Annotated in this window: 27 protein-coding genes; 10 read left to right on the top strand and 17 right to left on the bottom strand. The window is 66.0% G+C overall.

Features of this window, described 5'->3' with window-relative positions; all coding sequences use genetic code 11:
• On the bottom strand, positions 1-395 hold a 395-nt coding region (locus R3F42_07855), incomplete at its 3' end, for a DNA gyrase subunit A (protein ID MEZ5541943.1).
• Positions 396-572: 177 nt separating this feature from the next.
• Positions 573-1,625, bottom strand: coding sequence for an S-methyl-5-thioribose-1-phosphate isomerase (mtnA, locus tag R3F42_07850; GenBank protein ID MEZ5541942.1), 1,053 nt, complete (start codon positions 1,623-1,625; stop codon positions 573-575).
• Positions 1,626-2,000: 375 nt separating this feature from the next.
• Here mtnA and R3F42_07845 point away from each other — a divergent pair, with 375 nt between their 5' ends.
• The 7 genes from R3F42_07845 to R3F42_07815 all read left to right on the top strand — a co-directional run bounded on the left by R3F42_07845 (position 2,001) and on the right by R3F42_07815 (position 8,579).
• On the top strand, positions 2,001-2,627 hold the full coding sequence (locus R3F42_07845) for an OmpA family protein (protein ID MEZ5541941.1): 627 nt from the start codon (positions 2,001-2,003) through the stop codon (positions 2,625-2,627).
• A gap of 77 nt (positions 2,628-2,704) precedes the next feature.
• Positions 2,705-3,526 (top strand): mechanosensitive ion channel, encoded by an 822-nt coding sequence (locus R3F42_07840; protein ID MEZ5541940.1) that lies wholly within the window; start codon positions 2,705-2,707, stop codon positions 3,524-3,526.
• Positions 3,527-3,624: 98 nt separating this feature from the next.
• Positions 3,625-4,944 carry a TRZ/ATZ family hydrolase gene (locus R3F42_07835; GenBank protein ID MEZ5541939.1) on the top strand — a complete coding sequence of 440 codons (1,320 nt, stop codon included), beginning with the start codon at positions 3,625-3,627 and terminating at the stop codon, positions 4,942-4,944.
• Positions 4,941-5,648 (top strand): bifunctional 2-polyprenyl-6-hydroxyphenol methylase/3-demethylubiquinol 3-O-methyltransferase UbiG, encoded by a 708-nt coding sequence (ubiG, locus tag R3F42_07830; GenBank protein ID MEZ5541938.1) that lies wholly within the window; start codon positions 4,941-4,943, stop codon positions 5,646-5,648. Before R3F42_07835 ends, ubiG begins: the two co-directional genes overlap by 4 nt.
• Positions 5,648-6,361, top strand: a complete 714-nt coding sequence (gene gph / locus R3F42_07825; GenBank protein MEZ5541937.1) for a phosphoglycolate phosphatase — start codon at positions 5,648-5,650, stop codon at positions 6,359-6,361. Before ubiG ends, gph begins: the two co-directional genes overlap by 1 nt.
• Positions 6,362-6,519: 158 nt before the next feature.
• A complete protein-coding gene (locus tag R3F42_07820; GenBank protein ID MEZ5541936.1) occupies positions 6,520-7,812 on the top strand; it encodes a DNA recombination protein RmuC in 1,293 nt (430 codons plus the stop codon).
• On the top strand, positions 7,809-8,579 hold the full coding sequence (locus R3F42_07815) for an SDR family oxidoreductase (protein MEZ5541935.1): 771 nt from the start codon (positions 7,809-7,811) through the stop codon (positions 8,577-8,579). The genes R3F42_07820 and R3F42_07815 overlap by 4 nt, the downstream gene beginning before the upstream one ends.
• Before the next feature lie 34 nt (positions 8,580-8,613).
• On the opposite strand, the gene R3F42_07810 is transcribed toward R3F42_07815, so the two are convergent.
• Both R3F42_07810 and R3F42_07805 read right to left on the bottom strand, forming a co-directional pair.
• Positions 8,614-9,240, bottom strand: a complete 627-nt coding sequence (locus tag R3F42_07810; GenBank protein ID MEZ5541934.1) for a Rieske 2Fe-2S domain-containing protein — start codon at positions 9,238-9,240, stop codon at positions 8,614-8,616.
• A 235-nt stretch (positions 9,241-9,475) separates the two neighbouring features.
• Complete coding sequence (locus R3F42_07805) at positions 9,476-10,519, bottom strand: NADP(H)-dependent aldo-keto reductase (GenBank protein MEZ5541933.1); 1,044 nt, start codon at positions 10,517-10,519, stop codon at positions 9,476-9,478.
• A 469-nt stretch (positions 10,520-10,988) separates the two neighbouring features.
• Here R3F42_07805 and R3F42_07800 point away from each other — a divergent pair, with 469 nt between their 5' ends.
• Positions 10,989-11,678 carry a Crp/Fnr family transcriptional regulator gene (locus R3F42_07800; GenBank protein ID MEZ5541932.1) on the top strand — a complete coding sequence of 230 codons (690 nt, stop codon included), beginning with the start codon at positions 10,989-10,991 and terminating at the stop codon, positions 11,676-11,678.
• A gap of 256 nt (positions 11,679-11,934) precedes the next feature.
• Entirely contained in the window at positions 11,935-12,462 is a 528-nt protein-coding gene (locus R3F42_07795) for a hypothetical protein (GenBank protein MEZ5541931.1), read from the top strand.
• 67 nt (positions 12,463-12,529) lie between these two features.
• On the opposite strand, the gene R3F42_07790 is transcribed toward R3F42_07795, so the two are convergent.
• From R3F42_07790 to R3F42_07770, 5 genes are all read right to left on the bottom strand, one after another.
• Positions 12,530-15,148, bottom strand: coding sequence for a cation-translocating P-type ATPase (locus R3F42_07790; GenBank protein MEZ5541930.1), 2,619 nt, complete (start codon positions 15,146-15,148; stop codon positions 12,530-12,532).
• Between the two features lies 1 nt (position 15,149).
• The gene (locus R3F42_07785) at positions 15,150-15,734 is read right to left on the bottom strand and encodes a hypothetical protein (protein MEZ5541929.1); all 585 of its coding nucleotides are present in this window, start codon (positions 15,732-15,734) and stop codon (positions 15,150-15,152) included.
• Positions 15,731-16,006: a DUF211 domain-containing protein gene (locus tag R3F42_07780; protein ID MEZ5541928.1), complete on the bottom strand. Its 276-nt coding sequence runs from the start codon at positions 16,004-16,006 to the stop codon at positions 15,731-15,733. Before R3F42_07780 ends, R3F42_07785 begins: the two co-directional genes overlap by 4 nt.
• Positions 16,007-16,161: 155 nt before the next feature.
• Positions 16,162-17,001: a DUF2934 domain-containing protein gene (locus R3F42_07775; GenBank protein MEZ5541927.1), complete on the bottom strand. Its 840-nt coding sequence runs from the start codon at positions 16,999-17,001 to the stop codon at positions 16,162-16,164.
• 375 nt (positions 17,002-17,376) lie between these two features.
• Entirely contained in the window at positions 17,377-18,516 is a 1,140-nt protein-coding gene (locus tag R3F42_07770) for a thioredoxin fold domain-containing protein (protein ID MEZ5541926.1), read from the bottom strand.
• Positions 18,517-18,674: 158 nt separating this feature from the next.
• Here R3F42_07770 and R3F42_07765 point away from each other — a divergent pair, with 158 nt between their 5' ends.
• Positions 18,675-18,893 (top strand): universal stress protein, encoded by a 219-nt coding sequence (locus tag R3F42_07765; protein MEZ5541925.1) that lies wholly within the window; start codon positions 18,675-18,677, stop codon positions 18,891-18,893.
• A gap of 19 nt (positions 18,894-18,912) precedes the next feature.
• On the opposite strand, the gene R3F42_07760 is transcribed toward R3F42_07765, so the two are convergent.
• From R3F42_07760 to R3F42_07725, 8 genes are all read right to left on the bottom strand, one after another.
• On the bottom strand, positions 18,913-19,596 hold the full coding sequence (locus R3F42_07760; GenBank protein MEZ5541924.1) for an endonuclease: 684 nt from the start codon (positions 19,594-19,596) through the stop codon (positions 18,913-18,915).
• A complete protein-coding gene (locus R3F42_07755; GenBank protein ID MEZ5541923.1) occupies positions 19,593-20,384 on the bottom strand; it encodes a pseudouridine synthase in 792 nt (263 codons plus the stop codon). Before R3F42_07755 ends, R3F42_07760 begins: the two co-directional genes overlap by 4 nt.
• 39 nt (positions 20,385-20,423) lie before the next feature.
• On the bottom strand, positions 20,424-21,134 hold the full coding sequence (scpB, locus tag R3F42_07750) for an SMC-Scp complex subunit ScpB (GenBank protein ID MEZ5541922.1): 711 nt from the start codon (positions 21,132-21,134) through the stop codon (positions 20,424-20,426).
• 11 nt (positions 21,135-21,145) lie between these two features.
• Positions 21,146-22,051 (bottom strand): ScpA family protein, encoded by a 906-nt coding sequence (locus tag R3F42_07745; GenBank protein MEZ5541921.1) that lies wholly within the window; start codon positions 22,049-22,051, stop codon positions 21,146-21,148.
• 102 nt (positions 22,052-22,153) lie between these two features.
• Positions 22,154-23,368 (bottom strand): tryptophan--tRNA ligase, encoded by a 1,215-nt coding sequence (locus tag R3F42_07740; GenBank protein MEZ5541920.1) that lies wholly within the window; start codon positions 23,366-23,368, stop codon positions 22,154-22,156.
• A gap of 14 nt (positions 23,369-23,382) precedes the next feature.
• Positions 23,383-24,066, bottom strand: a complete 684-nt coding sequence (locus tag R3F42_07735) for a site-2 protease family protein (protein ID MEZ5541919.1) — start codon at positions 24,064-24,066, stop codon at positions 23,383-23,385.
• A 33-nt stretch (positions 24,067-24,099) separates the two neighbouring features.
• Positions 24,100-24,723 carry an L-threonylcarbamoyladenylate synthase gene (locus tag R3F42_07730; GenBank protein MEZ5541918.1) on the bottom strand — a complete coding sequence of 208 codons (624 nt, stop codon included), beginning with the start codon at positions 24,721-24,723 and terminating at the stop codon, positions 24,100-24,102.
• A gap of 180 nt (positions 24,724-24,903) precedes the next feature.
• Positions 24,904-25,749, bottom strand: a complete 846-nt coding sequence (locus R3F42_07725; GenBank protein MEZ5541917.1) for a PHP domain-containing protein — start codon at positions 25,747-25,749, stop codon at positions 24,904-24,906.
• Positions 25,750-25,899: the final 150 nt, after the last annotated feature.

Here is a 25,899-nt window from a genome sequence, read left to right as displayed (position 1 = left end):
TGCGCGATCTTCGCCATGCGCACTTCGGTGTAGCGCATGGCCGCCGGCGAGTCGCCGTCGACGGAGCCGAAGTTGCCCTGCCCGTCGACCAGCATGTAGCGCAGCGAGAACGGCTGCGCCATGCGCACGATGGTGTCGTAGATGGCGGTATCACCGTGCGGGTGATACTTACCCATGACATCACCGACGATGCGCGCGGATTTCTTGTAGGGCTTGTTCCAGTCGTAGCCGCCCTCGTACATGCCGTACAGGACGCGCCGATGGACCGGTTTCAGGCCATCGCGCACGTCAGGCAGCGCCCGGCCCACGATCACGCTCATGGCGTAGTCGAGGTAGGACTGCTTCATCTCGTCTTCGAGATTGACGGGGAGTATCTCTTTCGCGAAGTCGGTCATTCAGACGGGTTCCCTACGTCTCCACCCGGCAACGCGGGGCGGGTTTTCATCCTGGCGGCAGCTACAGCGCCAAATCCGGAGATTTTAACATAGCCGTCTCCCCCACTACACCCGGAAAATATCCACACCCAGGACGTCTGGTTTCGCCTGCCGGGCAGCGGGCAGGAGCAGGATTGCTCAGCCGGAAAGATGACGGGCTGCCAGATCGCGCAGCTTGTCCGGATCGGGCGCCGCGATCACCCCGGCCTCGGTGACCAGGTAGTCGACCAACCCGGCGGGGGTGACGTCGAAGACGGGATTCCAGGCGCCCGCGCCGCTGGCCGCGACCGGCTGTCCGGCCAGGGTCAGGATCTCGCTGGCCGGACGCTCCTCGATGACGACGTCGGTACCGGCGCCCAGCGCCATGTCCAGCGTGGACAGGGGCGCCGCAACCATCATTTTCACGCCGTGGTAACGACACGCCACCGCGAGCGCATAGGTTCCGATCTTGTTGATGACATCGCCGTTGGCCGTGACCCGGTCGGCACCGGTAATGACCCACTGCACCTTGCCGCGCTGCATGAGAAACGCCGCGGCATTGTCCGTGATCAGCGTCACCGGGATCCGATCACGCACCAGTTCCCAGGCTGTCAGACGCGCGCCCTGCAGCCAGGGGCGGGTCTCACCGGCATAGACCGCACAGAGCTTGCCGGCCGACCAGGCGCTGCGCACCACGCCGAGCGCGGTGCCGTATCCGCCGGTGGCCAGCGTACCGGTATTGCAATAGGTGAGCACGGCATCGCCCTGCCCGATCAGCCCCGCGCCGGCATCACCCATGCGCCGATTGGCCGCGACGTCCTCGGCGTGGATCGCGCGGGCGGTGGCCAGCAGGGTCGCCTCCGGGTCGTCCCCGGCGCCGTTCAGCACGGTCTGCATGCGCGTGAGCGCCCACACCAGGTTCACCGCGGTCGGACGCGCTGCCGCCAGCATATCGATATCGCGCGCCACCGCGTCGCGCCACGTCGCGGGCTGCTGCGCGCGGTGCTGCCGGACCGAGAGCACGACGGCGTAGGCCGCGGTGATCCCGATGGCCGGCGCGCCACGGACCACCAGGTCTCGAATGGCCTCGGCAACGGCCGGAGCCGCGCTCAGGAACAGATATTCCTCCCGCGCGGGCAGCACGCGCTGGTCTAGCAGGCGCAGACCGGCGCCGGTCCACTCGATGGCTGCAAATCCTGGCTGGTCTGTCATGGGACCACTGGCTCGAGGTGGCTGGGGGGGGCACATTGTACTGACTACCGGCTTGATCTGCCCAGCGCCACCGAGGCTGTCCGGCGCGACGTCCGGAAGCTGGTCATGCCCCAGGACGCCTCGACCCGACAGCGGCCCTGACTGCGCCGGTGGCACGCCCGCCCATGCGACCATGTCGCGCATTCACAACATTTGAGGCCGATGTGTGGTTTTTTTGAAAATATATGTTGCGTTTTTGCATTTCCTTGTTATAAGGTGCGCAACTGCGAACAGAACGCACCGGCGTTCCAACCGGCATCCTTGAATGCAGTATCTGGATCAACCAGAATGCCAGATCGAATTTTTTCACCATTTCACCACAGGAGTGGCTATTCAATGAACAACAACCTGAAACTCGGCGGAGTCATTACGGCTATCGTGGCCGGAACGCTGTTCACCGCGACCGCGTCCGCGCACCAGGCCGGCCAGGCCAATGCCGGCTATGTCGGCGACGGCAACGGTCATTACATCACGGACGGCAGCGGCAACTGCGTTAAGACCAGTTCCTGGACGGATGAACTCTGGACGGTCGACTGCGGCAAACCGGCCCCGGTCGAGGCTGCAGCCCCGCCGCCGCCGCCGGCCCCGCCACCCGCGCCGACCTACGAAACCGTCACCCTGACGGCAGGCGCGCTGTTCGACCTGAACAAGTCCAACCTGAAGCCCGCCGGCATGCAGCAGCTGGACGAACTCGCCGACAAGATCCAGCGCACTGACCGTGTCGTGGACGTGAAGGTCGTGGGTCACACCGACAGCTCCGGCGCCGAGGCCTACAACCAGGCCCTGTCCGTGCGTCGCGCCACCACGGTGCGCGACTACCTGGCCAGCAAGGGCGTGGATCCCAACCTGATGTCGGTCAGCGGCATGGGCGAGTCCCAGCCGGTTGCCGACAACCGCACCAGCGCCGGCCGTGCGCAGAACCGCCGCGTGGAAGTCAGCATCGGCGTCAGCCGCAAGCAGTAATCCGGCTGCGGTAACCGCAACCCATCGCCCGCAAGGGCGATGGGTTTTTTATTTTCTGCAACAAGGGAGACTGCATCATGGATCTGCAGCAATACCTGAATGCCGAGCTGATCAGCGCCTACCTCATCCCCTGGAGCCTGCGCATCTTCATGGCGCTGGTGATCTTCGTGCTCGGACGCTGGATCGCGAAACTCGTCGTGCAGGTGGTCGGGCGCATGCTGCGCAAGGCGCGGCTGGATGACATGCTGGGCGCCTTCCTCTGCAACATCCTCTACACGGTGCTGCTGCTGGTGGTCGTGATCGCCGCGCTCGACCAGCTCGGGGTGCAGACCACCTCGCTGCTGGCCGTCTTCGGCGCCGCCGGCCTCGCTGTCGGCCTCGCCCTGAAGGACTCGCTGGCAAACTTCTCCTCCGGCGTGATGCTGATCATGTTCCGCCCGTTCAAGGTCGGCGACTTCATCGAGGCCGCGGGACAGGGCGGCACGGTGGAGGAGGTCCGCATCTTCAGCACCGTACTGCGCAGCGGCGACAACCGCGAGATCATCGTACCCAATGGCCACATCTACGGCGGCCCGATCGTTAACTATTCGGCGCGCGCCACCCGCCGGATCGACCTGGTCATGGGCATCGGCTACGACGACGACATCCGCACGGCCAAGCAGATCATCAAGGACGCCTTTGCCGCCGACGATCGCATCCTGCAGGACCCGGCACCCGCCGTGGCGGTGAGCGAGCTGGCCGACAGCAGCGTCAACCTGAACGTCCGGCCCTGGGTCAAAACCGCAGACTACTGGAGTGTACGTGCCGACCTGCTGGAGCGACTCAAGCAGGCGTTCGACGCCAACGGCATCAGCATCCCCTATCCGCAGCGGGACGTGCATGTGCACACTACCGCCTGAACCAGGGGCGGCGGTCATGCGGCAGCCGCACCGCCGGCTACCTGCCGCCGGCCCGGCTCCGCTATACTCACCTCACCAGCCAGTCTCCGGAACACGGCATGACCACAGTCGACACGCTTATCCACGGCCGCTGGATCGCACCGGTCGAGCCGGACAACACGGTCTACGAGCACCACTCCTTGGTGATACACGAGGGGCGCATCGTCGCCCTGCTCCCCACCGACCAGGCGCGCACCCGCTACAAGGCGGAGGCCGAACACGAACTCGACCGCCATCTGCTGATCCCGGGACTGGTCAACGCTCACACCCATGCCGCCATGTCGCTGCTGCGCGGGCTGGCCGACGACCTGCCGCTGCATGACTGGCTCAACAACCACATCTGGCCGGCGGAGTCGCGCTGGGTGAGCGAGGAATTCGTGCACGATGGCGTGCAGCTCGCCATCGCCGAGATGCTGCGTTGCGGCACCACCTGCTTCAACGACATGTACTATTACCCGGACGTGACCGCGCGCGTCGCGGTGGGCTGCGGCATGCGCACGAGTGTCGGACTGATCGTGCTCGATTTTCCCACGGTCTGGGCCAGCGACGCCAACGAGTACATCTCGAAGGGACTCGCGGTGCACGATCACTATCGCGGCGATCCGCTGATCCGCACGGTGTTTGCGCCGCATGCGCCCTACACGGTATCCGATGGGCCGCTGCAGCACATCCGGGTGCTCGCCGACGAGTTGGACATCGGCATCCACATGCACGTGCACGAGACGGCGGAGGAAATCGACAAGGCCGTGGAACTGACCGGCAAACGGCCGCTGACGCGCCTGCACGAACTGGGCCTGGTTGCCCCGAACATGATGGCGGTGCACATGACCCAGCTCAGCGAGCGGGAGATCAGCGACTTCGCGCTCGCCGGCGGACACGTCGTGCACTGCCCGGAATCCAATCTCAAGCTGGCCAGCGGGCTGGCACCGGTGCAGGCGCTGGTCACGGCCGGTGTCAACGTGGCCCTGGGCACCGACGGTGCCGCGAGCAACAACGATCTCGATATGCTGGGCGAGATGCGTACCGCCGCCCTGCTCGGCAAGGTCGTTGCCGGCGATGCCAGCGCGCTGCCGGCCCATGGCGTGCTGCGCATGGCAACCCTGAACGGCGCCACGGCGCTGGGTCTGGGCGAGGAGATCGGCTCGCTGGTAACGGGCAAGTGGGCGGATGTCGCCGCCATCAACATGGACACGCTCGAGACGCGCCCGCTGTACGACCCCGTCTCCCAGCTCGTGTATACCTGCGGACGCGAACAGGTCACCGACGTCTGGGTAGCCGGTCAGCAGCTGCTCAAGAACCGGCGGCTCACGACCCTGGACGACAACGAGATCCTGTCCCGTGCACACGCGTGGCAGGCACGCATCGGGGCCAGCGCATGAACCAGACGATCCCCAACGTCGACCCGGACGAGATCGGCAAATTCGAGAAGCTGGCCAGCCGCTGGTGGGATCCGCACAGCGAATTCAAGCCGCTGCACGACATCAATCCGCTGCGACTGGATTACATCGACCGGCTGGTGCCGCTGGACGGCAAGCGTGTCATCGACGTCGGCTGCGGCGGCGGCCTGCTCAGCGAGGGTATGGCTGCGCGCGGCGCGCTGGTCACGGGCATCGACATGGGCGAGGCGCCGCTTGGCGTGGCGCGCCTGCATCAGCACGAATCGGGACTTGAGATCAACTACGAGCGCGCCACCGCCGAACAGATGGCCGCACGCCATCCCGGCGCATTCGATGTCGTGACCTGCCTGGAAATGCTCGAACACGTCCCCGACCCCGCCGCCACCATCGCCGCCTGCGCGCGCCTGGTCAGGACTGACGGGCTGATCGTGCTGTCGACCATCAACCGCAATCCCAAGGCCTTCCTGTTCGCGGTGATCGGCGCGGAATACCTGCTGCGGCTGCTGCCCCGGGGCACCCATGATTATGCGAAATTTATCCGTCCTTCCGAAATGGAGGGCTGGGCACGCGCGGCCGGACTGCAGCTCGCGGACCTCACCGGCATGAGCTATAACCCGCTCACGCAGGAATACCGGCTCGGCACCGATGTCTCGGTAAACTACCTGGCCGCCTTCCGCAGGGCCTGATGGCAGACGTCACGACCACCGGCACCGCCAACAGCGCAGCGGTGCACATCCGCACGGTCCTGTTCGATCTCGACGGCACCCTGCTCGATACCGCGCCCGACCTGGCCGCAGCGCTGAACACCGTGCTGCTCGAGCACGGCCGGAGCGCATTGCCGTTCGCGGCCATCCGGCCGGTGGTTTCGCATGGCGGCGCGGCACTCATCGAACTGGGCTTTGGACTCGCGCGCGAACACCCGGAATTCGAGCCGTTGCGGGCACGGCTGCTCGAGGTCTATCGCGCCAACCTTTCACGCCAGACCCGCCCGTTCGCGGGCATGGAGGCGGTACTCGCCGCACTGGAGGCACGCGGACTGAACTGGGGCGTGGTGACCAACAAGCCCGCCTGGCTGACCGAGCCGCTGCTGCGGGATCTCGCGCTGTACGATCGCGCCGTCTGCGTGGTGAGCGGCGACACCCTCGCGCAACGCAAGCCGCACCCGGCGCCATTGCTGCTGGCCTGCCGGCTGGCCGGCTCGGAACCGGCACAATGCGTGTACATCGGCGATGCGGAGCGCGACGTGGCAGCCGGCAGAAATGCCGGCATGCAGACACTGGTGGCGCTGTTCGGCTACCTGCAGGCGCACGACGATCCGCGGGCCTGGCAGGCCAGCGGCAGCGTCAGTACGCCGGGCGGCGTGCTGGAATGGCTGGATCGACGCGCGGCGGGATCCTAGCACCTCATCTCATCATCCGGCGCGCGCCGCGCTGCAGCCGGAACCGCCCCGCCATCCCGCCGCCCGCAACACCGGCAGCTGTCAGGGCACGGGATCGAACACGCGGCCCGGCAGGCGTGCAGCGGGCGAGTTCAGTGGTATGATTCAGGTCCATGCAGATGAACGACTTCACGTTCCTGGTCCTGGCACTCGTCATCGCGCTGGAAATCGGCGCCATCACGGCCTACCTGATCGAGAACCGCAAGTACAACAGGCTGCGGTTCAAGTATTCCCGCCTGCTCGAGGCCTATCGTTATCAGCGCAGATCTGCGCAGCAGGAAAAGACAGTGTTCGAGCAGTCCACCGCCGCACTCAAGGACACCTTCAGCACCCTGGCCGGCAGCGCGCTCAAGGACAACACCGCGCAGTTCCTGCAGCTGGCGAACGAAAACATGAAACAGCATCGGATCCGCGCCAACGACGAACTCACACAGCGCCAGCAGGCGATAGAGAACCTGGTCAAACCGATCCGCGAGGCACTCGGCAAGACCGAAGCGGAGATTCGCCGTATGGAAAACGAACGCCAGCAGGCCCACGGCGCGCTGCATGCCCACCTCGAAAGCATGGCCGAGTCGCAGCGGCTGCTGCAGAGCGAAACGCGCAACCTGGTGCAAGCCCTGCGCCGGCCCGAGGTGCGCGGACAATGGGGCGAACTGACCTTGAAGCGACTGGCCGAACTCGCCGGCATGGTGGAGCACTGCGATTTCACGGAGCAGCAGACGCTGCAGGGCGAGCAGGGGCCGCTGCGCCCGGACATGGTGATCCGCATGCCCGACAAGCGCGAGATCGTGGTCGATGCCAAGACCCCGCTCGATGCCTACCTCTCCGCCGTCGAGGCCAACGACGACAGCGAACGCAAGGCCCACCTCGCCCGCCACGCCCGCAACCTGCGCGCCCGCATCAAGGAACTCTCCGCCAAGGCATACTGGCAGCAATTGCGCCACAGCCCGGAATTCGTGGTCCTGTTCATACCCGGCGACCAGTTCCTCAGCGCCGCGCTGGAGCTGGACACCAGCCTGATCGAGGACGCGCTGGCCCGGCAGGTCATCATCGCCACCCCCACCAGCTTCGTCGCGCTGCTGCGCGCCGTCGCCTACGGCTGGCGCCAGGAAGCACTGGCCGACAATGCGGACATCATTCGCGAGATCGGCCAGGAACTGTTTCAGCGCCTGTCCACCTTCGCCGGGCACCTGGCGAAGCTCGGCCGCAATCTGGAAGGCAGCGTGGCCGCCTACAACCAGGCAGTCGCATCCTATGACTCGCGCGTCATGCCCGGCGCACGCCGGTTCACCGAACTCGGCGTCACGGCCAGCGGGGAGCCGCCGGCGCGGGCGGAACAGATCGAGCGCATGACCCGCAGCGTGGTCGCGCGCGAGGACGGTATCAAGCACACGAGCCTGGCAGAATCATGACCACGACCCGCATCCCCCCTGCCGACTGGCAACCGGCTGCAGACCTGCTGCACGAGCGCATCATCCTCCTGACCGGGGCCGCCAACGGCATCGGCCGCGCACTGGCCGATGGCATGGCCGCACACGGCGCCACACTGGTGCTGCTGGACAAGGACGTTCAGGGCCTGGAGCGGGCCTACGACGAGATCGTCGCCGCCGGCCACCCGGAACCCGCGCTCTACCCCATGGACCTGGCAGGCGCGGGGCCGGACGACTACACCGCGCTGGCAGTCACACTGGAGCGGGAATACGGGCGTCTCGACGGCCTCGTCCACAATGCCGCCGAACTCGGCGCACTGGTACCGATCGGCAATACCGAGATCGAGCTGTGGTTCCGCACCCTGCAGACCGACCTGAACGCCCCCTGCCTGCTGACCATGGCCTGCCTGGGCCTGCTCGGCGCAAGCAGGGATGCCTCGGTGATCTTCACCAGCGACGCGGTCGGCCGCCATGGCAAGGCCTACTGGGGCGCTTACGGGGTGGCCAAGGCGGGACTCGAGGGGTTCATGCAGATCCTGGCCGACGAACTGGATACCAACACGCCGATCCGCGCCAACAGCCTCGACCCCGGACCGGTCCGCACCGGCCTGCGCCGTATCGCCTACCCAGGGGAAACGAATGCAGGCCTGAAACAGCCGGTCGACGTGGTCAGGCCGTTCCTGTTCCTGGTCAGCAGCGCGAGCCGCGGCATCACCGGCCGGCAGCTGGACGCAGCCGCAGGGGAGTGAACCGCAACCGCCGGCGGCATAACCCGGCCGGCCGTTACCAGTAGACCTGCAGGATATCGCCCTCGACGCGGTGTTCGAATTCGGTCAGCGGTCGATTCCCGACCTCAACACATTCGCCCGTGGCTATATCGAAGGCCCAGTGATGCTTGGGGCAGGTCAGGCGCGTTCCGTCGAGCGCCAGATGCGGTATGTTGGTGACCTGGTGCGGACAGCGGCTGTCGTACACGCGCAGGGTGTCGCCCTTGCGGTAGACGAACAGGCTGCGACCGTCACAGTCCAGATAAGTCACTTCGCCGGAAGGCAACCGGTCAAGCGGTGTTACGCTGTGCCAGCGCGACTCCGCGAACAGGTTCTCCGGACGGAACTCGGGGATATCCATGTCCAGCAGGATGTCCACTGCCCAGACGATCTTGGCCAGCCCGAGCGTCGGGAAGGCCATGAGCAACGCATCGATCACCTCGTTCGCCTTCGCACCGTTACGCAGGGCGCGCGTGAGGTATTGCCGGAATCCGGCCTCGGTCTGGGCGTCCACCTTGGTGATCACCGAGATGAGGTCGCGCGTGCGGACATCGAGATGCTTGCCTGCATCCTTGAGAAACTTGAAATAATGCGTGATGGTTTCCGGGCGCGCGGCCACCAGGTAATTCAAAGCGTCACTCATGGGTTACTCCGGTTCGGAATTCAGTCGGGACTGCAATAGTAGTGCGTGACGGCGCACAGGCCAACTGGCGGCGCGAGCCGGCGCGGCCACGATGTGCCGGTGCGCGCTCCAATACCGCAGCCGTCTCAGGGTTAAGCGCGATCAGGGCAGCATCATGCCCCGGTTGGTTAAGAAAGGCAGCGCACCACAACAGGTCAGGCAATGCACAATCCGCGGGCCGGTCGGTAAGCGCCGGTCAGGGGCTGGGATTGGGATGCTGTGTGTGGATCTCCTCTATTCCGGCCAGCACCTCAGCGGATAACACGACATCGCAACTCGCGATATCGCTGCGCAGTTGCGCCATGTTGGTCGCACCGACAATCGCGCTGGTGAGGAAACCTCGACCGGTAACGAAGGCCAGCGCCATCTGCGCGCTGTCGAGGCCGTGCCTGCGCGCCAGCGCGACGTAGGCCGCGGTCGCCTGCCGTGCGGCCGGACTGCTGTAGCGCGTGTAATCAGGATACAAGGTCAGGCGCGCGCCATCCGGCCGCATGCCATCGAGATATTTGCCGCTCAACACACCGAATCCGAGTGGCGAGTATGCCAGCAGCCCACAATGTTCGCGCCATGAGACCTCGGCGGCGCCGACCTCATAGCTGCGGTTGAGCAGGCTGTAGGGATTCTGCACCGAGACCACGCGCGGCAGCCCGCGCGCGTCGGCCGCCTGCAGGAAGCGCATTATGCCCCACGGCGTTTCATTGGACAGACCGATGTGCCGGATCTTGCCGGCCTGCACGAAACCGTCCAGGACTGCCAGCGTCTCCTCCGCCGGCGTGAACGGATCGGGGTCTCCGGGCGTGAACCCCAGCTTGCCAAAGTAGTTCGTATCGCGCTCGGGCCAGTGCAACTGGTACAGATCGATGCAGTCGGTTTGCAGACGCTGCAGGCTCGCATCGAGCGCCGCCTGCAGATGCGCACGCAGGTAGCGCGTACGGCCGTTGCGGATATGGTCAATCCAGCCGGCACCCGGCCCCGCAATCTTGCTGGCCAGCACCACTCTGTCCCGCTGACCGGTCCGGTGCAGCCAATTGCCGATAATCGTCTCCGTCTGACCGTAGGTCCCGGCACGGGGCGGTATCGGGTAGAGCTCTGCGGTGTCGAAAAAATTCACCCCCTGCGCGACGGCGTAATCCATCTGCGCAAAGGCGTCGGCCTGCGTGTTCTGCTCCCCCCACGTCATCGTACCCAGGCAGAGCACGCTGACATCGATGTCGGTGTTTCCCAGCTTCCTGTAATGCATGGCGAGAGTCTCCGGCCTTCCCGGGCGCTCCAGCACCGATCGCGGTGACCTGGCGCCGCACGGCAATGCTGCAGGCATGATGGAACCGATGCTACAGGAGCCAACGGCAACCGGGCCAGCGGCGCGCAGCGCTCTCCACGCCGTAGATCTGCCGTACAGCACACCGCCCGCGCTCGACCCTGCGGCACCAACAGGCAACGCAGGGATGCCGCGCCATGGGGTGACAGACGCTGGCAGGATGTGGCCGACGACGCGGCGCCGGCACGGTTGCGCTCCATGCTGCACATTGCTGCGGCCGGCGTGCGCGGCTGTTCAGCCTGACACCTTGACAGGCAATATTTTGGGACTATGCTCCCAATATTGACTTTTGTAGCCCTGCCACAAGACAGGAGGCAGGCCACAAAATATCACAAATAACTGTAGATAATTTTCTTTACTTATTGTTATGAATATAATTATTAATAATGTCGTGACAAAAACTACGCCAGCTGCACCCAGGCACGCGCCGGAGTGGATCAGCCAGTTTCCAGCGCTGGCCGGAGTCGGCGATCCGACCTGGATGGGGATTGCGCGCCGCGCGCGGGAACTGGTCATACCCGCCGGTACCGAAATATTTCGCGAGGGCGGCGACTGGAAGCAGTTCCTGTTCGTCACCGCGGGGACGCTGCGAATCTACAAGGCGTTCGAGAATGGCCGCGAACTGGTGCTGTACCGGGTTAACAGCGGCGAAGTCTGCTGTCTGACGGCAACTGTACTGCTGGGTGGCGGTCTGTATACCGCCAACGGCATCGCCGAAGTCGAAACCCGGGTCGCCGCACTTGCCGTACGCGATTTCCGCGACGCCTTCAACCGGTCGGAAGGCTTCCGCAACTTTATCTGCACCTCGCTAGGCAGGCGCTTTGAGGATTTGGTGGCGCTGCTGGAGGCGGTCACCATGCGTCACATCGACGTCAGGCTCGCACGCTGGCTGATCAACCGGCGTGACGCTGGCGGCCGGATCGACGCCTCGCACCGGGAACTCGCCCGCGAACTCGGTACCGCGCGCGAGGTGATCAGCCGGCACCTGAAGGATTTCGAGTCCCGCGGCTGGGTGGGCCTCGGCAGGAAGCATATCGAGATCATCGATCCCGCCTCGTTGCAGGCCCTCGCCCTCGGCTAGCCTCCGGTGTGTATGCAAGCCGGCCGTGCGGCAGCTGCCGAGAACTGACCGCGCTTGCCGGCCTGCGCTGCCGTCCAACGGACCGTCACGTCACAGTTCCGCGCGGTGGTCTTGATCGACCGTAGCGGATGGTTATACTGTCACCTATTCCTGACCATTATGCTAAGGAATTATGGCGCGGGCACCGCCGCGGCCACGGCAAGCCGTGACGAATGGTGTCGACGCCTGGACTAGCCGCTCATGCAGGAGGCCTGACATGCCCGGAAAATGGTTACAGATCAAGGGTGATCCGTCCGTACGCGCGTTTCTGTTTCAGCAATCCAGGGTGGAGAGCCTGTTCGACAGCGAAATCGATCGCATCCATACCATCGTCGAACGTTTACTGACCGAGAAAGGCGCGTTTCACGTCAAGATTCACTATTCCTCCAGCCAGCTGACCTGCTGGTTCAGCGATGACGCCTATCGCTACCGGGTCTACGTACGGGAGGAAGTCCTGGCACCCGATTTCGTCGAGCAATTCCGCAACGCCACGCTGCGCCATCTGCAGCCGTTGATCAACGGGCAGGACATCAAGGCGATACTCCGGGAGTTTCGCAGACTGCGGACCACGGACGAGACCATCTATCTGCGCAACGGTTCGATCAACCTGATCAACGGCCTGATCGGGATGACCTTTTCCTGCGACGGTGCACATTACATCGATCACAAGACATTCTTCGAAAAGCTGGATACCTTCTCGACACCGCCATGCGAGGACGTCAGACGCAGCGCCGGGACCAGCTAGAACCTATCCCGTAATTCCCCGTGCGCCGGGGACCGCCTTGCCACGCGGCACTGCCGCCATGACCGGCTCAGCGATAGATGAGGCCCCGGCGCACCAGGGACTTCTCCAGTTCCACCGCCACCAGGACCAGGGCGGCAACGGCCAGGCACAACAGGAGATCCGCCAGCGGTAACGGCCGGGTGTGGAACACGCCATTGAGCGCGGGTACGTAGATCACCGCCAGTTGCAACAGCAGCGTACCGAGGACAGCCCCCAGCAGGGGCAGGTTGCTGCGCAGCCCGAGCACAAGCAGCGATTCGGTTTCGCTGCGCACCGCGAGCGCGTGGAACAGCTGCGACACCGTCAGCACGGTAAAGACCATGGTCTGCCAGTACTCGAGTTCGCGCGCCAGCGCCCAGGCCTGCGCGGCGATGGACAGTCCACCGATGAACAGCCCCACCCAGAGGATGTGCTGCCACATGCCGTGGGCGAAGATACTCTCCCCCGGCGGACGCGGCCGGCGCCGCATGATCCCGGCCCCGGCAGGCTCTGCCGCCAGTGCCAGGCCGGGCAGGCCGTCGGTAACCAGGTTGATCCAGAGGATATGGATGGGCAGCAGCGGTATCGGCAGGCCGAGAAACGGCGCCAGAAAGAGCGTCCAGATCTCGCCCGAATTGGAGCTCATCGTGTACCTGATGAACTTGCGGATATTGTCGAAGATGCGCCGCCCGGCCTGAACCGCCCGCACGATGGTGGCGAAGTTATCATCCAGCAGCACCATGTCGGCGGCCTCGCGCGCCACGTCGGTGCCCTTCCGCCCCATCGCCACGCCGATACCGGCACGTTTCAGCGCCGGTGCATCGTTGACACCATCGCCGGTCATGGCCACGAATTCGCCGTGTGCCTGCAGGGCCTTGACGATACGCACCTTCTGCTCCGGGCTGACGCGAGCGTATACCCGCACGGACTCGACGACATCGGCAAATGCCTGCTCTGACAGCTGCGCCAGCTCGGAACCGGTAAGCAACCGCGTGCCGGCTGTCATGATGCCGAGTCGTTCGGCGACCGCTCGCGCCGTCCCGGGATGATCGCCCGTGATCATTACCGGGGTAATACCCGCCGTGCGACAGTCCGCCACGGCCTGCGCCGCCTCCGGCCGGGGTGGATCGATGAGCGCTACCAGCCCCAGCAGGGTCAGCTCCCGTTCGATATGATCGGGCGCCAACGGGTGTGGCAGTGCCGGCAACGTGCGCTGCGCCAGCGCCAGCACGCGATAGCCCGCACCGGCGAGTTCCGCGGCCGCGGCCAACACGCTGTCCGTGTGCAGGGCCTCCGGCGCAGCCGCCCCCTGGAGGTCGACGCAGCGCGGGAGCACGGCCTCGGGCGCGCCCTTCATGTAGGCGATCACGCCCGTGCCCGTGCGGTGCAGGGTCGTCATGCATTTGCGCTCACTGTCGAACGCGATCACCGCCAGGCGCGGGTAACGCTGCTCCAGCGCCGGCTTGTCGAAACCGGCATCCTGCGCGGCATGGAACAGGGCCAGTTCGGTCGGCTCGCCGGCCGGCCGCCCATCGATCTCGGTGACGTCGTTGTTCAGGGCCAGGGCCTGTCCCAGCTGCTGCCACGGCGACGCTTGCGACAGCGCGGGCAGGCTGTCCCGGCGCTGCCCGGCGGCAAGGAACAGCTCCGCGGTCATGCGGTTCTGCGTCAGCGTGCCAGTCTTGTCGGCACAGATATAGGTGACCGAACCCAGGGTCTCCACGGCCGGGAGATTGCGCACCAGGGCATTGCGCCGGATCAGCCGGTGCGCACCGAGCGCGAGCGAGATCGTCACCACAGCCGGCAACGCCTCGGGGATGGCCGCCACGGCCAGGCTCACGGCGGTGAGCAGCATCAGGAGCAGCGGCTGCCCCTGCAGCAGACCTGCCACGAATACGACTGCACAGATCGCCAGCACGGCCAGTGCCAGGTGGCGTCCGAAGCGGGACAGCCGCTGCTGCAACGGGGTCTGCACACCCCGCTCGCTGCGCAGCAACTCGGCGATGCGTCCGATCTCGGTCTGACTCCCGGTGGCAACGACGACGCCGCGCCCCTGGCCGCGCGTGATCAGGCTGCTCTTGTAGGCCAGGTTGAGCCGGTCACCCAGTGCCAGTCCGGGCGTCGGCAGCGCGTCCGTCCGCTTGCCGATGCTGCCCGACTCCCCGGTAAGCGCGGATTCGTCGGCCTGCAGCCCGGCGGCCTCGAGCAGGCGCAGGTCCGCGGGCACCACGTTACCGGCCTCGAGCAGCACGATGTCGCCGGGCACCAGTTCGGCCGCGTCGATCCTGACAGCCTTGCCGTCACGTATCGCCCTGGCCTCCGGCGCCGCCAGCGCCCGCAATGCCGCGACGGCGCGCTCGGCGCGATACTCCTGCACCGTGCCAATGACTGCGTTGAGCAACACGATCACCAGGATGGCAATGGTGTCCTGCGGTTCGCCGATGAAGCCGGCAATCAACGCCGCGCCCAGCAGTACGACGATCATGAAATCAGCGAACTGGCCAAGGAACATGACCGGCAGGGACCGGCGCCGCGACTCGGGCAGCCGGTTGGGCCCATACTCCGCCAGACGGTCACGGGCCCGGACGCTCTCCAGCCCCGCGGCGTCCGTGCCCAGACGCTGCAATACCGCAGCGGTCTCCAGGCTGTGCCAACAGGCTTCCGGCACACTACCCTCCCGTGAAAAGGTAGATCAGCGCGGCCGTCAGCACTGCGATCAGCAGGGTTTGCAGACCGCTGCGCAGCCAGGAAATACCCGAGATGCGTCCCAGAAAAACGCCGAGCAGGAACACCAGCAGCAGCGCGGTCAGGACCGCGGCATGCATCGGCGCCACGGGCAGCGGCAAGCCGAGTTGCGCCAACCATAACGGCAGGATAATGAGCAGGGAGATCAGCAGCGGGGCCGATCCGTTCACGAGCGCGATCAGCAGCGGCACGCGACGTGCTGCCTCGCCGTGGGCGCTGTCGAGCAGGTCGATGGCCATCGCCGCCTCCAGTTCGTCCAGCGCCCGGCGTCGCTCGGCGGCCTCACTCACCCAGGCACTGCTGACGCCGCTCACGCCGAGCGCGATGGCGGCGCCCAGACAGGCATTGATGGTGACCGCAAGATCGGCGGGAACGCCGAAGTGGAAACCGCTGATGATGCCCAGCATGGTCAACGCGCCATCGAAACCGTTGACCACGAAATAGCGGCGGACGATCCCGTGGGTACGGGTCAGCCGCATGAGGTATGCCGCCCTGCCGAGCAGTTTCACGTGCCCGGCGTGTCTGTCATGTTGTGGACCTCGACCTCGTCGATGCTGTGGATGGAGCCCCCCATCCCGCTGATGGCGGCCTGCACGGCGTCGAAGTCGATGGCGCTTCCGGTCACCACGATCTGCAGGGTTTCGGTGTTCTCGTCGACCTCGAGTACGGTCAGGGTCACACGATAGTCTGCGCCCGTCGCGGCGATGGCATGCGAGAATTCCAGTGCATTCGGCTGATGCGGTTTGAGGACGTCCAGTACGATCCGTCTCACATGTACCATCTGCATGACTCCCCGGGCGGGTACTGCCGGCGGATTTCGCTGCCGGCCGCCGCCCGATCAATTCCCGGTCAGTCTATCCGCCCGACCACCGGCGGGACCCGCCCAAGGCGGCACCTCAGATGCCGGCAATCCGGCACGCCGGCCCGGCCGGTGTCCTACCGGCGCGTCTTCGATGCACGCTTGCGGCCCGTGGTTTTCCCCCCGGCGCCGCCGGCCGCCGGCTTGCGTGTGGCCGGCTGCTTGCGTCCCGCAGTTCCCGTCGTGGCCGGCGCCGACTTCTTAGCGGTTTTTTTCCTCGCGGTAGTCGCGCGTGCGGGCTGTTTCGCGCTCGCCGGCTTGGCTGCCGCCTTCTTCTTCGCGGCTGCCCGCTGCGGCGGCGTCCGCTTGGTCGCGCCCGCGGCGCTGCCGGCGGTCTTGGCAGCCGTCGCCCTGGTCTTGGCGGTCGCGCCGGACTTCGGCGTGCGCGCCGCACGCTGCCCGTCCGCAACGGGCGGCACCACGGGAAACTTGTACTGCAGCCAGCGCGTCACGAGTTGCCTGCTCTCGGCAAGCTCCCGCTCGAATGCATCAGCCACCGCGGCCAGGGCATGACCGCCGCGCACGATCAGACCCGGCCCCTGCGCCAGACTGACGTCGATTTCGTGCTCGGCCTCGAGCCAGTCCTGCTCCGCGGATCCACCGCAAAACCCGCGGCGCTCGGCGCGCAGGTAGGCTGCCTCGCGAATCATGCGATCGCGCTCCTCGATGCTGACCGTATGCCCTGCGAGCGCCTGGCGCGCCACCGGGCTGAGCCCCACGATGCTGATGCGTCCGTGCCCGACTTCGTGCAGGAACTGGCGCAGATAGGGCAGAAATTCGTGACCGAACCGGTCCAGCGCATACTCACTGAGTTCGCGGACGCTGCGGCCGGCCTCCAGCATGTTTTCGAGTGCCGCCTGGAGCAGGATGCGTGACGACTCGTAGGTGGTTTCGTCGAGACGGGGTTGTTCTGACATGCAGCGATTCCTCCTGGATAGGCAGCGCAGACTGGATCTTGGGGGATGTTAATTCTAGAGCGCAGACTCTACCCGAACAATCGTATTGTGCACACCGGCGCCTGACATATATCAATTGCGGCGCATTCTCTCTCCCCCGTGTTGCATGCAGGTGACACGCAGGCAGTCGCAGTCGCAGGCGCGGGCACGCGACAAAGCGTCATGCGCTTGCCGGACGCTCCGGATGGGAGCCCGGTCAATCTCATGGCCACGCGGGGTGCGCCCCGATAGGCGGCGAACATACCGGTGTAACGCACGACCGCCGCGTCAGGTGACGCCAGCCACGGCTTGATCAATGCCCGCGCCCGCCGGCAGCGGCCGCCGCGCTGGTTAACGCTATTCCATCAAGTCGATATGGACACCCTGAGCCTCGAGCGCGTCGGCACGCGCCGCGATGTAGCGCTGGAAGGACGGCTGCTCCTGGTAGGCGCGCGAGGCGACGTAGTCCATGGCGGACTGGATATGAAAGGCCTTGAGATAGGCTTCGGTGCGAAACACCTCGCGGTTGTCCGCAGCGAAGAATACCAGTGTCGGCGCATACTGCACCGCCAGGTCCCGGGCCCATTGCGCCGCGCTGGTCTGTCGGCCGTCCGCACGTCTGACCGGCTGGTCCGACCACATGTCCAGCAGCACGACATCGAAACGCGCCAGCAGCGCACGGCTTTCCGGCCGTTGCAGGATATCCTGATGTAGTTCATCACACGGCGCACAGTCCTTCTGTTCGAACAGCACCAGCAACGGTTTGCCCCCGACGCGCGCGGCAAGATCGGAGTCGGCCGAGAGGTAGGCGGCGTCGGTATACAGTTTGCCGCTGGCAGGCGCCGGATCCACCTGCGCAAGATAGGCGCGGAAGTCCGGTGCGTCACCCTGATACTGCGCGGCGTAGTCGAGCGCGGCGTTGAACTTGTGCGGCGGAAAATAGCCGTTCAGGCGCAGCACCACCCTGCCCTGCTCGTCCAGAAACAGCAGTGTGGGCGTGAACATCACGCGCAGGCTGCCGGCGAATGCCTTCTCGGTGGTCTGGCTGCCGTCCAGATCGGTGACCTCGCGGTCGCCCCACATGTTGATGGCGATCACGTTGAAGTTGTCGCGCGTGCGCCGCACGGTGTCAGCCAGTGCGAAATTGGTTTCGAGCAGTTTCTTGCAGTAGGGGCAGCCGTCCTGGTAGAAGTACAGCAGCACGCGCTTGCCCGCGGCCTGCGCCTCCGCGACGTCATCGCGGATATCGAGGAAGGAGTTGGCGAACCAGGCGGGCTTCTCTGCATATCCCGGGTTGACCATACCGGCATCCAGTTCCTGGGTCGGTGCCTGGGCAGCCCCGGTTGCAGCAGCCTGTGCCAGCGCTGTGTCCATGGGCGGGACCGGCGGCTTGCTGTCGCAGCCGCCGCATAGCGCCACCAGCAGCAGAACGCAACACACGGCCCGCCCGAGCGCAGCTCCCGCGGTGCGGTCCGGGTTGTATCCTGCTGTGCTCATCGCGGTTCTCCGTGGGGTTCGGACTGATTCTAGCATCGCTGCCGCCGGTCCGAGCAAGGCCTCACCCGGGTATGCCGATTGCCCAGCCCATGCAGCTTATATAGACCGGGTCACTGCGCGCATCCAGCCGTGCCGAGGCCGAACCGGTGGTCGCGCGCGTGGTCGATCACATGCGCAGCGCGGGCGTCGACGCCGAGGGTCTGGTGCTGGAAGGCCGTCCGGACGAGTTGATCACCGCCGTGGCGAAGGAGCGCAATGCCGACCTGATCGTGACCGGCAGTCACGGCCGCACCGGGCTGGAGCGGATCCTGCTCGGCAGCACGACCGAGCGTATCCTGAACGACACCGCCTGTGCCGTGCTGGTCGTGAAGTCCTAGAGCAGGATAACGGCGCGGCTCAGCTTGCTGGCAGTGCGGCCGGACAGGCGCCGCGCAGCACGCAGCCGGCACACAGCGGCCTGACCCGGCAGTGCTGCTTGGCATGGCGCACGATCAGGGCATGGTACTCGCCGTACAGGTCGGTGTCGGGCCCCAGGACGGTTTCAATCGCCAGGCGCAGGTCCTCATAGGGCTCATCGCCGCGGTACAGCCCCAGCCGCGCCAGCAGGCGGCGCGTATAGGCATCGATCACGAAGACCGGCCGGGTGAAGGCATAGAGCAGGATGTCGTCTGCCGTTTCCGGACCGATGCCGTTCACGCCCAGCAGCGCGGCACGCAGCGCCGCGGTATCGTGGCGTGCGAGCGCCGCATAGCCCCCGCTGTCGAGGTACCAGCGACAGAAGTTATGCAGCCGTGCGGCCTTGATATTGAAGTAGCCGGACGGCCGCAGCCAGGCGGCCAGGTGGTCGCGACGCGTGGCACTGATCCGGGCGGCGTCGAGTCGGTCCCGCGCGCGCAGGTTGGCGATGGCCCGCTCGACATTCTGCCAGGCGGTATTCTGGGTCAGGATGGCGCCGACCATGACCTCGAACGGGGACTGGGCCGGCCACCAGTGCTGGGGACCGAAGGCCGCAAACAGCCTGGCGTAGACCTCCGCGAGCGTCCAGCGCCGCGGGCCGGCCGGCCGCCGCTTGGCCATCATCGTGCGCGCTGGCCGCGCCGGGATGCGGTACGCCGTGGCGGCGCCGCTTGCGGCAGCGGCAGTTTCACCGTCGCATAGAGGGCCCGGATTTCCTCCGGCGCCAGGTCGCGGAAACGCCCCGCGCGCAGCCCGGCTGGCAGACCGACCGGCCCGTAACGGACCCGGATCAGGCGGCTGACCTGGATGCCCTGGGATTCCCACAGCCGCCGGACCTCGCGGTTGCGGCCTTCCCGCACGATGACGTGGTACCAGTGATTGGCGCCCTGCCCGCCGGCATCGCGGATGGACGCGAAGGCAGCCATGCCGTCCTCGAGTTCGACCCCGCCCAGCAGCTTGGCCAGGACCGCATCGTCCACCGCGCCCAACACCCGCACCGCGTACTCACGCTCGACCTCCCAGGACGGGTGCATCAGGCGATGGGCCAGCTCGCCGTCGGTGGTTACCAGCAGCAGGCCCGAGGTATTGAAGTCGAGCCGGCCGATGGCGATCCAGCGGCCGTGCCGGATGCGCGGCAGGCTGTCGAAGACCGTGGGCCGGCCGGCCGCGTCCTTGCGCGTGGTCAGCTCACCTGCCGGCTTGTGATAGATCAGCGTGCGGGGTGCCGGCGTGCTGTCCGCGAGGCTGACAATACGGCCGTCGATCTTGATGCGGTCGCGCTCGGTCACACTCAGACCGAGCTCTGCCACACGGTCGTTCACGGTGATACGCCCGGCGCGGATCCACTCCTCGATCTCGCGGCGCGAACCGAGACCGACGCGGGCCAGGACTTTTTGCAGACGTTCAGCCATGGATAGCGGACACACGCCCCGTCGGCGCGGCAGGTTGGATCAGTGCAGCGTGGCGCCGCTTTCGTCCTCTGCCGCTTCGGCGACAGCGGCGGCCGCAACCGGCTCCGGCTCCGCTGCGGCGGTCGGTGCGGATTCTGCGTCGGCATCAGCCTGTTCCTCGGCCGATTCGACCAGCAGGCCGGGAATCTCGGCGAGATCGAGCTGCAGCTCCCTGCCGATGGCGTTCAGGTCGCGCAGTTCGGCGAGCGAGGGCAGTTCGTCCAGGCTTTTCAGGCTGAAGTAGTTGAGGAATTGCTTGGTGGTGCCGTACATCGCCGGCCGTCCCGGGACGTCACGGTGCCCGACCACCTGTACCCATTCGCGTTCCTGCAACGTCTTCATGATGTTGGTGCTGACGGTGACGCCGCGCACCTCCTCGATCTCGCCGCGCGTGATGGGCTGACGGTAGGCGACCAGCGCCAGGGTTTCCAGCAGGGCACGCGAATAGCGCGTCGGCTTTTCTTCCCACAGTCGTCCGACCCAGGCCCGCATGGAATCGCGCACCTGGATGCGATAGCCGCCCCCGACCTCGACCAGGGCGATGCCGCGGTCCTCGTAATCCGCAGCCAGCAGCGCGAGCGCGTCGCGGACGACGTTGCGCTCTGGCCGTTCGTGCTCCTCGAACATGACCAGCAGCTGGTCGAGCGAGAGCGGGCGTCCGGCGGCCAGCAGCATGGCCTCGAGAATCAGTTTGAGTTGTGCGTTGTCCATGCGCTTCGGGTCTACGCGGTGGCCGGCTCGTCGGCGACCGCCGCCACGGTGGTTGCATCAGCCGGGGTTTCTTCGGCAGCGTCAGCCGCCGCGCTACGCGCAGCGGCCTTGACGTAGATCGGCGCGAACGGCTCCGCCTGGGTCAGCTCGATCAGCGCTTCCTTGACCAGTTCCAGCACGGCGAGGAACGACACCACCACGCCCATGCGCCCCTCCTCCACGGTGAACAGGTCGGCGAAGCTGGTGAAGCGGTGGCTGCTGACCCGGCTCAGCACGCTGGACATGCGCTCCCGCACCGACAGGGGTTCCATTTGCACGTGGTGATGGGCGAACATCGCGGCACGCTGCATGACCTCGCGGAACGCCGCGATCAGGTCCGTCAGCTCCACCTCCGGCGGCAACCGCACGACCTTGCGCTCGGGCGCCTCGGCGACGGCCTGGAACACGTCGCGTCCCAGCCGCGGCAGGGCGTCGAGGTCCTCGGCCGCCTGCTTGTAGCGCTCGTATTCCTGCAGGCGCCGCACCAGCTCGGCGCGCGGGTCGTCCTCGTCCTCCTCCACGCCGGGTGGGCGCGGCAGCAGCATGCGCGACTTGATCTCGGCCAGCATGGCGGACATGACCAGGTACTCGCCCGCCAGCTCCAGCTGCATCTCCTGCATCAGTTCGATGTATTCGACGTACTGGCGCGTGATCTCGGCGACCGCGATATCGGTGATATCGAGATTCTCCTTGCGGATCAGGTACAGCAGCAGGTCGAGTGGACCTTCGAAGGCCTCGAGGAATACCTGCAGCGCATCCGGCGGAATGTAGAGGTCGTGCGGCAGCGACTCGATGGCGCGCCCCCGGACGACGGCGAGGGGCAGCTCCTCCTGATGCCGGATTTCAGGGGTGACGTCGTGTCCTGGATGTTCGCTCATTGACTACCCTGTAGCGGGATTCGAGTGAACGACCGCAGCCGTTCGCGGGATACTACCCCATTGTGTCGCAGATGTCGCGCCTTTTACTGCTATTTCCCCCAATCAGTAGTATTTGAGGCCCATCACCTCGCGGACTTCCTCGAGGGTATGGCGCGCGACGTCGCGGGCCGCCTCCGAGCCGTCGTGGATGATGGCGCGCACCCGGCCCGGGTCCTGCTCGAACTCGCGCGCCCGGGCCTGGATCGGCCGCAGCTCGGCCAGGATGCCGTCAATGACCGGCTGCTTGCAGTCCAGGCAACCGATGCCCGCCGTGGTGCAGCCCGCCCGCACCCAGTCCTGCACCTCGGATCCGGAATAGACCTTGTGCAGCTGCCAGACCGGACATACCTCGGGATTGCCGGGGTCGGTCCGGCGTACCCGTGCCGGATCGGTCGGCATGGTGCGCAGCTTGGCCTGTACCGCCTCCGGGTCCTCGCGCAGGCTGATGGTGTTGTTGTAGGATTTGGACATCTTCTGCCCGTCCAGCCCGGGCATCTTCGATGCCGGGGTCAGCAGCGCCGCCGGTTCGGCGAGGATCATGCGCCCGGTACCCTCCAGGTAACCGAGCAGGCGTTCGCGGTCGCTGAGCGCAAGGTTCTGCTGTTCCGCGAGCAGGGCCTGGGCCACTTCCACGGCAGCGTGATCCCCCTGCTCCTGGTAGCGTTTGAGCAGCTGCCGGTACAGTTTCGCGTTTTTCTTCCCCATCTTGCGAATGGCGGCCTCGGCAGCCTCCTCGTAACCCTCGCCGCGTCCGAAGATATGGTTGAAACGGCGCGCGATCTCGCGCGTGAGTTCCACGTGCGCGACCTGGTCCTCGCCCACCGGCACCTTGTCGGCGCCGTAGATAAGGATGTCGGCGCTCTGCAGCAAGGGGTAACCGAGGAATCCGTAGGTGGCCAGATCGCGCTCGCGCAGTTTGTCCTGCTGGTCCTTGTAGCTGGGCACGCGCTCCAGCCAACCCAGCGGGGTGACCATCGACAGCAGCAGGTGCAGCTCGGCATGCTCCGGCACCTGGGATTGGATGAACAGTCGTGCCGAACCGGGATTGACGCCGGCGGCGAGCCAGTCGATGACCATGTCCCAGACGTGCTCGGCGATAACGTGCGAGTCCTCGTAATGCGTGGTGAGTGCGTGCCAGTCGGCCACGAAAAAGAAACAGTCGAATTCCTGCTGCAGGTGCAGCCAGTTCTTGAGCACGCCGTGGTAATGGCCGAGATGCAGGCGTCCGGTGGGACGCATGCCGGACAGGACCCGGCTGCTGGTGGTGTGACTGACCAAGCTGTTCTCCTTCTTTACATCAGTGAATTCAGTATCGCCTGGAAATCGGTCGTGCTCATGCCCGACACGGGCAGTAGCGCGCTCCATGCCAGCTCGATCAGCGGCCACAGGATTAGCCCGAGGATGTTGGTCAGCATCAGCGCGATCAGGATGAAGAATCCGTACGGCTCGATGCGGCTGAAATACCAGGCCCAGCGTCCCGGCAACAGGCCGGTAAGTACGCGCCCGCCATCGAGCGGCGGCAGCGGCAGCAGGTTCAGCATCATCAGCACGGAGTTGATGAAGATACCTGCCACACCCATGAATACCAGCGCCACGCCACCGTCTCCAATCAGGTAGGCGATGCGGATCAGCAGCGCCCAGCCGATGGCCATGAGCAGGTTGGTCAACGGGCCGGCGGCCGCGACGATGGCCATGTCGCGCTTGGGATGGCGCAGGTTGCGCCAGTCGACCGGCACCGGTTTCGCGTAGCCGAAGATGAAACCGGCGCGCATAAGCAGCAGCAGCCCCGGGATCAGGATGGTCCCCATCGGGTCGACATGCTTCAAGGGGTTCAGGGTCAGGCGACCGAGCATCAGTGCCGTGCGGTCGCCCAGCTTGCTCGCCACCCAGCCATGGGCGACCTCGTGCACGGTGATGCCCAAAAGCACCGGCACGATCCAGGCCGCGATCTTCTGCACCAGGCTGAGTTCGAACATCGCGGAATTATAACCCTGCGGCCAGCGATTGCATTACTGTCCCAGGGCGTCGACCGGGCCCAGACCGGCGCGCACCACGACCGGCACGCCTTCGACCATGTCGACTACCGTGGTCGGTTCCAGGCGGCAGTTGCCGCCGTCTATGACCAGGTCGAGCTCGTGCTCGAGCCGTTCGCGGATGTCGTAGGCATCGGTCTCCGGCACCTCGCTGCCCGGCATGATCAGCGTGGAACTCATCAGGGGTTCGCCCAGCGCCTCCAGCAGGGCCTGGCATATGACATTGTCGGGTACGCGGATGCCGATGGTCTTGCGCTTCGGATTCTGCAGCCGGCGCGGCACCTCGCCAGTGGCGCGCAGGATGAAGGTATAGGGCCCCGGCGTCAGTGCCTTGAGCAGGCGGTAGGCACTGTTTTCCACCCGGGCGAAGACGGCGATCTCGGACAGGTCGCGGCATACCAGCGAGAAATCGTGCGAATCGTCGAGGCCACGGATGCGGCGGATGCGCTCGATGCCGCGCTTGTCGCCGATACAGCAGCCCAGCGCGTAGCTGGAATCGGTCGGATAGGCGATCACCCCGCCACCGCGGAGGATGTCCACGGCCTGACGTATCAGGCGCTGCTGTGGATTGACGGGGTGGATCTGGAAAAACTGGCTCATGAGTGCGTATCAGCAGTTATCGATATGGATGGATGCAACAAGATGCCACAGCGTGCCCGGAGAAATTAGCGTCATGATGTTTAATTTCCCGGTCCCGGCAATATCAGATCCGGAACAGGCTGGAAATATTTTCCTCTGTGTGCTCTGTGTACTCTGTGGCGCAAGATTAATCCGCAAGAATCACTGTAGCGACCAGCGCTCGCTCTCCCACACCGGTGTGCAGCCCGTGGGCAGGTCGGGCAGCTGGCCGAGACGAATCCAGCAATTGTCCGGACCGTGGTAATCCGACCCGCACGAGGCCAGCAGGCCTTCCCGCTGGCACACGGCGGCCATCGCGGCGACATTGTCCCGGGTATGACTGCCGGAGACGACCTCCATGGCGCCGCCGCCGAGCTCGCGGAACTCGCCGATCAGGCGCCGCAGCTTGCTGGCCGACATATTGTAACGCGCGGGATGCGCGATCACCGCGATGCCGCCGGCCGCCCTGATCCAGGACAGTGCGTCTTCCAGCGCCGCCCACTGCCCTGCCACGAAACCCGGTTTGTTGCTGACCAGGTACTGCCGGAACACATCGCGCACGCAGCTCGCATGGCCCTGCGCGACCAGATAACGGGCGAAATGGGTCCGGCTCACGATCCGGCCCTGCGCCAGCGCGCGCGCGCCCGGCCATGCCCCGGCGATACCGGCCCGTGCGAGCCGGCGCCCCATTTCCTCCGCACGCCAGTCGCGAAAGGTGCGCAACCCCGCCAGCCCCGCCTGCAGGGTGGCGTTGCCGGTGTCCAGACCCAGGCCGAGGACATGCACGGTCTGCGCCTGCCAGGTGACCGAGATCTCCGCGCCGCTGACCAGGGTAAGGTCCAGCGCGCGCGCGGCATCTGCCGCCTCGGCGAGCCCATCGGTGGTGTCGTGATCGGTGAGCGCGAGGACACCCACACCGGCCGCATGCGCGGCCCGTACCAGTTCGGCCGGCGCCAGGGATCCGTCCGAAGCAAGGGAGTGACAGTGCAGGTCGTAGCGTAGTGACATGCGGCTATTCTACCGGAGCGCGGCCCCGATTGCGTTGCACCAAGGGCCAACCCGCGCCGGCCGCCACCAGCGGCGCGATATGGTGCCGCTCCGGCAGGATTCGCGTACCTGCGGCCAACGCTGCTACCATTGGCCGCGACTCCCCGGAAA

It is taken from the genome of Pseudomonadota bacterium, from assembly GCA_041395565.1.
Lineage (GTDB): Bacteria > Pseudomonadota > Gammaproteobacteria > UBA9214 > UBA9214 > UBA9214.
The sequence above is the reverse complement of the archived record's forward strand: the minus strand, read 5'-3'. Positions and strand labels throughout refer to the sequence as shown.

Bases quoted from the DNA above. Each gene is read 5' to 3' on its own strand.
- mtnA (MEZ5541942.1), bottom strand. From the start codon at position 1,625: ATGACAGACCAGCCAGGATTTGCAGCCATCGAGTGGACCGGCGCCGGT.
- R3F42_07845 (MEZ5541941.1), top strand. From the start codon at position 2,001: ATGAACAACAACCTGAAACTCGGCGGAGTCATTACGGCTATCGTGGCC.
- R3F42_07840 (MEZ5541940.1), top strand. From the start codon at position 2,705: ATGGATCTGCAGCAATACCTGAATGCCGAGCTGATCAGCGCCTACCTC.
- R3F42_07835 (MEZ5541939.1), top strand. From the start codon at position 3,625: ATGACCACAGTCGACACGCTTATCCACGGCCGCTGGATCGCACCGGTC.
- ubiG (MEZ5541938.1), top strand. From the start codon at position 4,941: ATGAACCAGACGATCCCCAACGTCGACCCGGACGAGATCGGCAAATTC.
- gph (MEZ5541937.1), top strand. From the start codon at position 5,648: ATGGCAGACGTCACGACCACCGGCACCGCCAACAGCGCAGCGGTGCAC.
- R3F42_07820 (MEZ5541936.1), top strand. From the start codon at position 6,520: ATGAACGACTTCACGTTCCTGGTCCTGGCACTCGTCATCGCGCTGGAA.
- R3F42_07815 (MEZ5541935.1), top strand. From the start codon at position 7,809: ATGACCACGACCCGCATCCCCCCTGCCGACTGGCAACCGGCTGCAGAC.
- R3F42_07810 (MEZ5541934.1), bottom strand. From the start codon at position 9,240: ATGAGTGACGCTTTGAATTACCTGGTGGCCGCGCGCCCGGAAACCATC.
- R3F42_07805 (MEZ5541933.1), bottom strand. From the start codon at position 10,519: ATGCATTACAGGAAGCTGGGAAACACCGACATCGATGTCAGCGTGCTC.
- R3F42_07795 (MEZ5541931.1), top strand. From the start codon at position 11,935: ATGCCCGGAAAATGGTTACAGATCAAGGGTGATCCGTCCGTACGCGCG.
- R3F42_07780 (MEZ5541928.1), bottom strand. From the start codon at position 16,006: ATGGTACATGTGAGACGGATCGTACTGGACGTCCTCAAACCGCATCAG.
- R3F42_07775 (MEZ5541927.1), bottom strand. From the start codon at position 17,001: ATGTCAGAACAACCCCGTCTCGACGAAACCACCTACGAGTCGTCACGC.
- R3F42_07770 (MEZ5541926.1), bottom strand. From the start codon at position 18,516: ATGAGCACAGCAGGATACAACCCGGACCGCACCGCGGGAGCTGCGCTC.
- R3F42_07760 (MEZ5541924.1), bottom strand. From the start codon at position 19,596: ATGATGGCCAAGCGGCGGCCGGCCGGCCCGCGGCGCTGGACGCTCGCG.
- R3F42_07755 (MEZ5541923.1), bottom strand. From the start codon at position 20,384: ATGGCTGAACGTCTGCAAAAAGTCCTGGCCCGCGTCGGTCTCGGTTCG.
- scpB (MEZ5541922.1), bottom strand. From the start codon at position 21,134: ATGGACAACGCACAACTCAAACTGATTCTCGAGGCCATGCTGCTGGCC.
- R3F42_07745 (MEZ5541921.1), bottom strand. From the start codon at position 22,051: ATGAGCGAACATCCAGGACACGACGTCACCCCTGAAATCCGGCATCAG.
- R3F42_07735 (MEZ5541919.1), bottom strand. From the start codon at position 24,066: ATGTTCGAACTCAGCCTGGTGCAGAAGATCGCGGCCTGGATCGTGCCG.
- R3F42_07730 (MEZ5541918.1), bottom strand. From the start codon at position 24,723: ATGAGCCAGTTTTTCCAGATCCACCCCGTCAATCCACAGCAGCGCCTG.
- R3F42_07725 (MEZ5541917.1), bottom strand. From the start codon at position 25,749: ATGTCACTACGCTACGACCTGCACTGTCACTCCCTTGCTTCGGACGGA.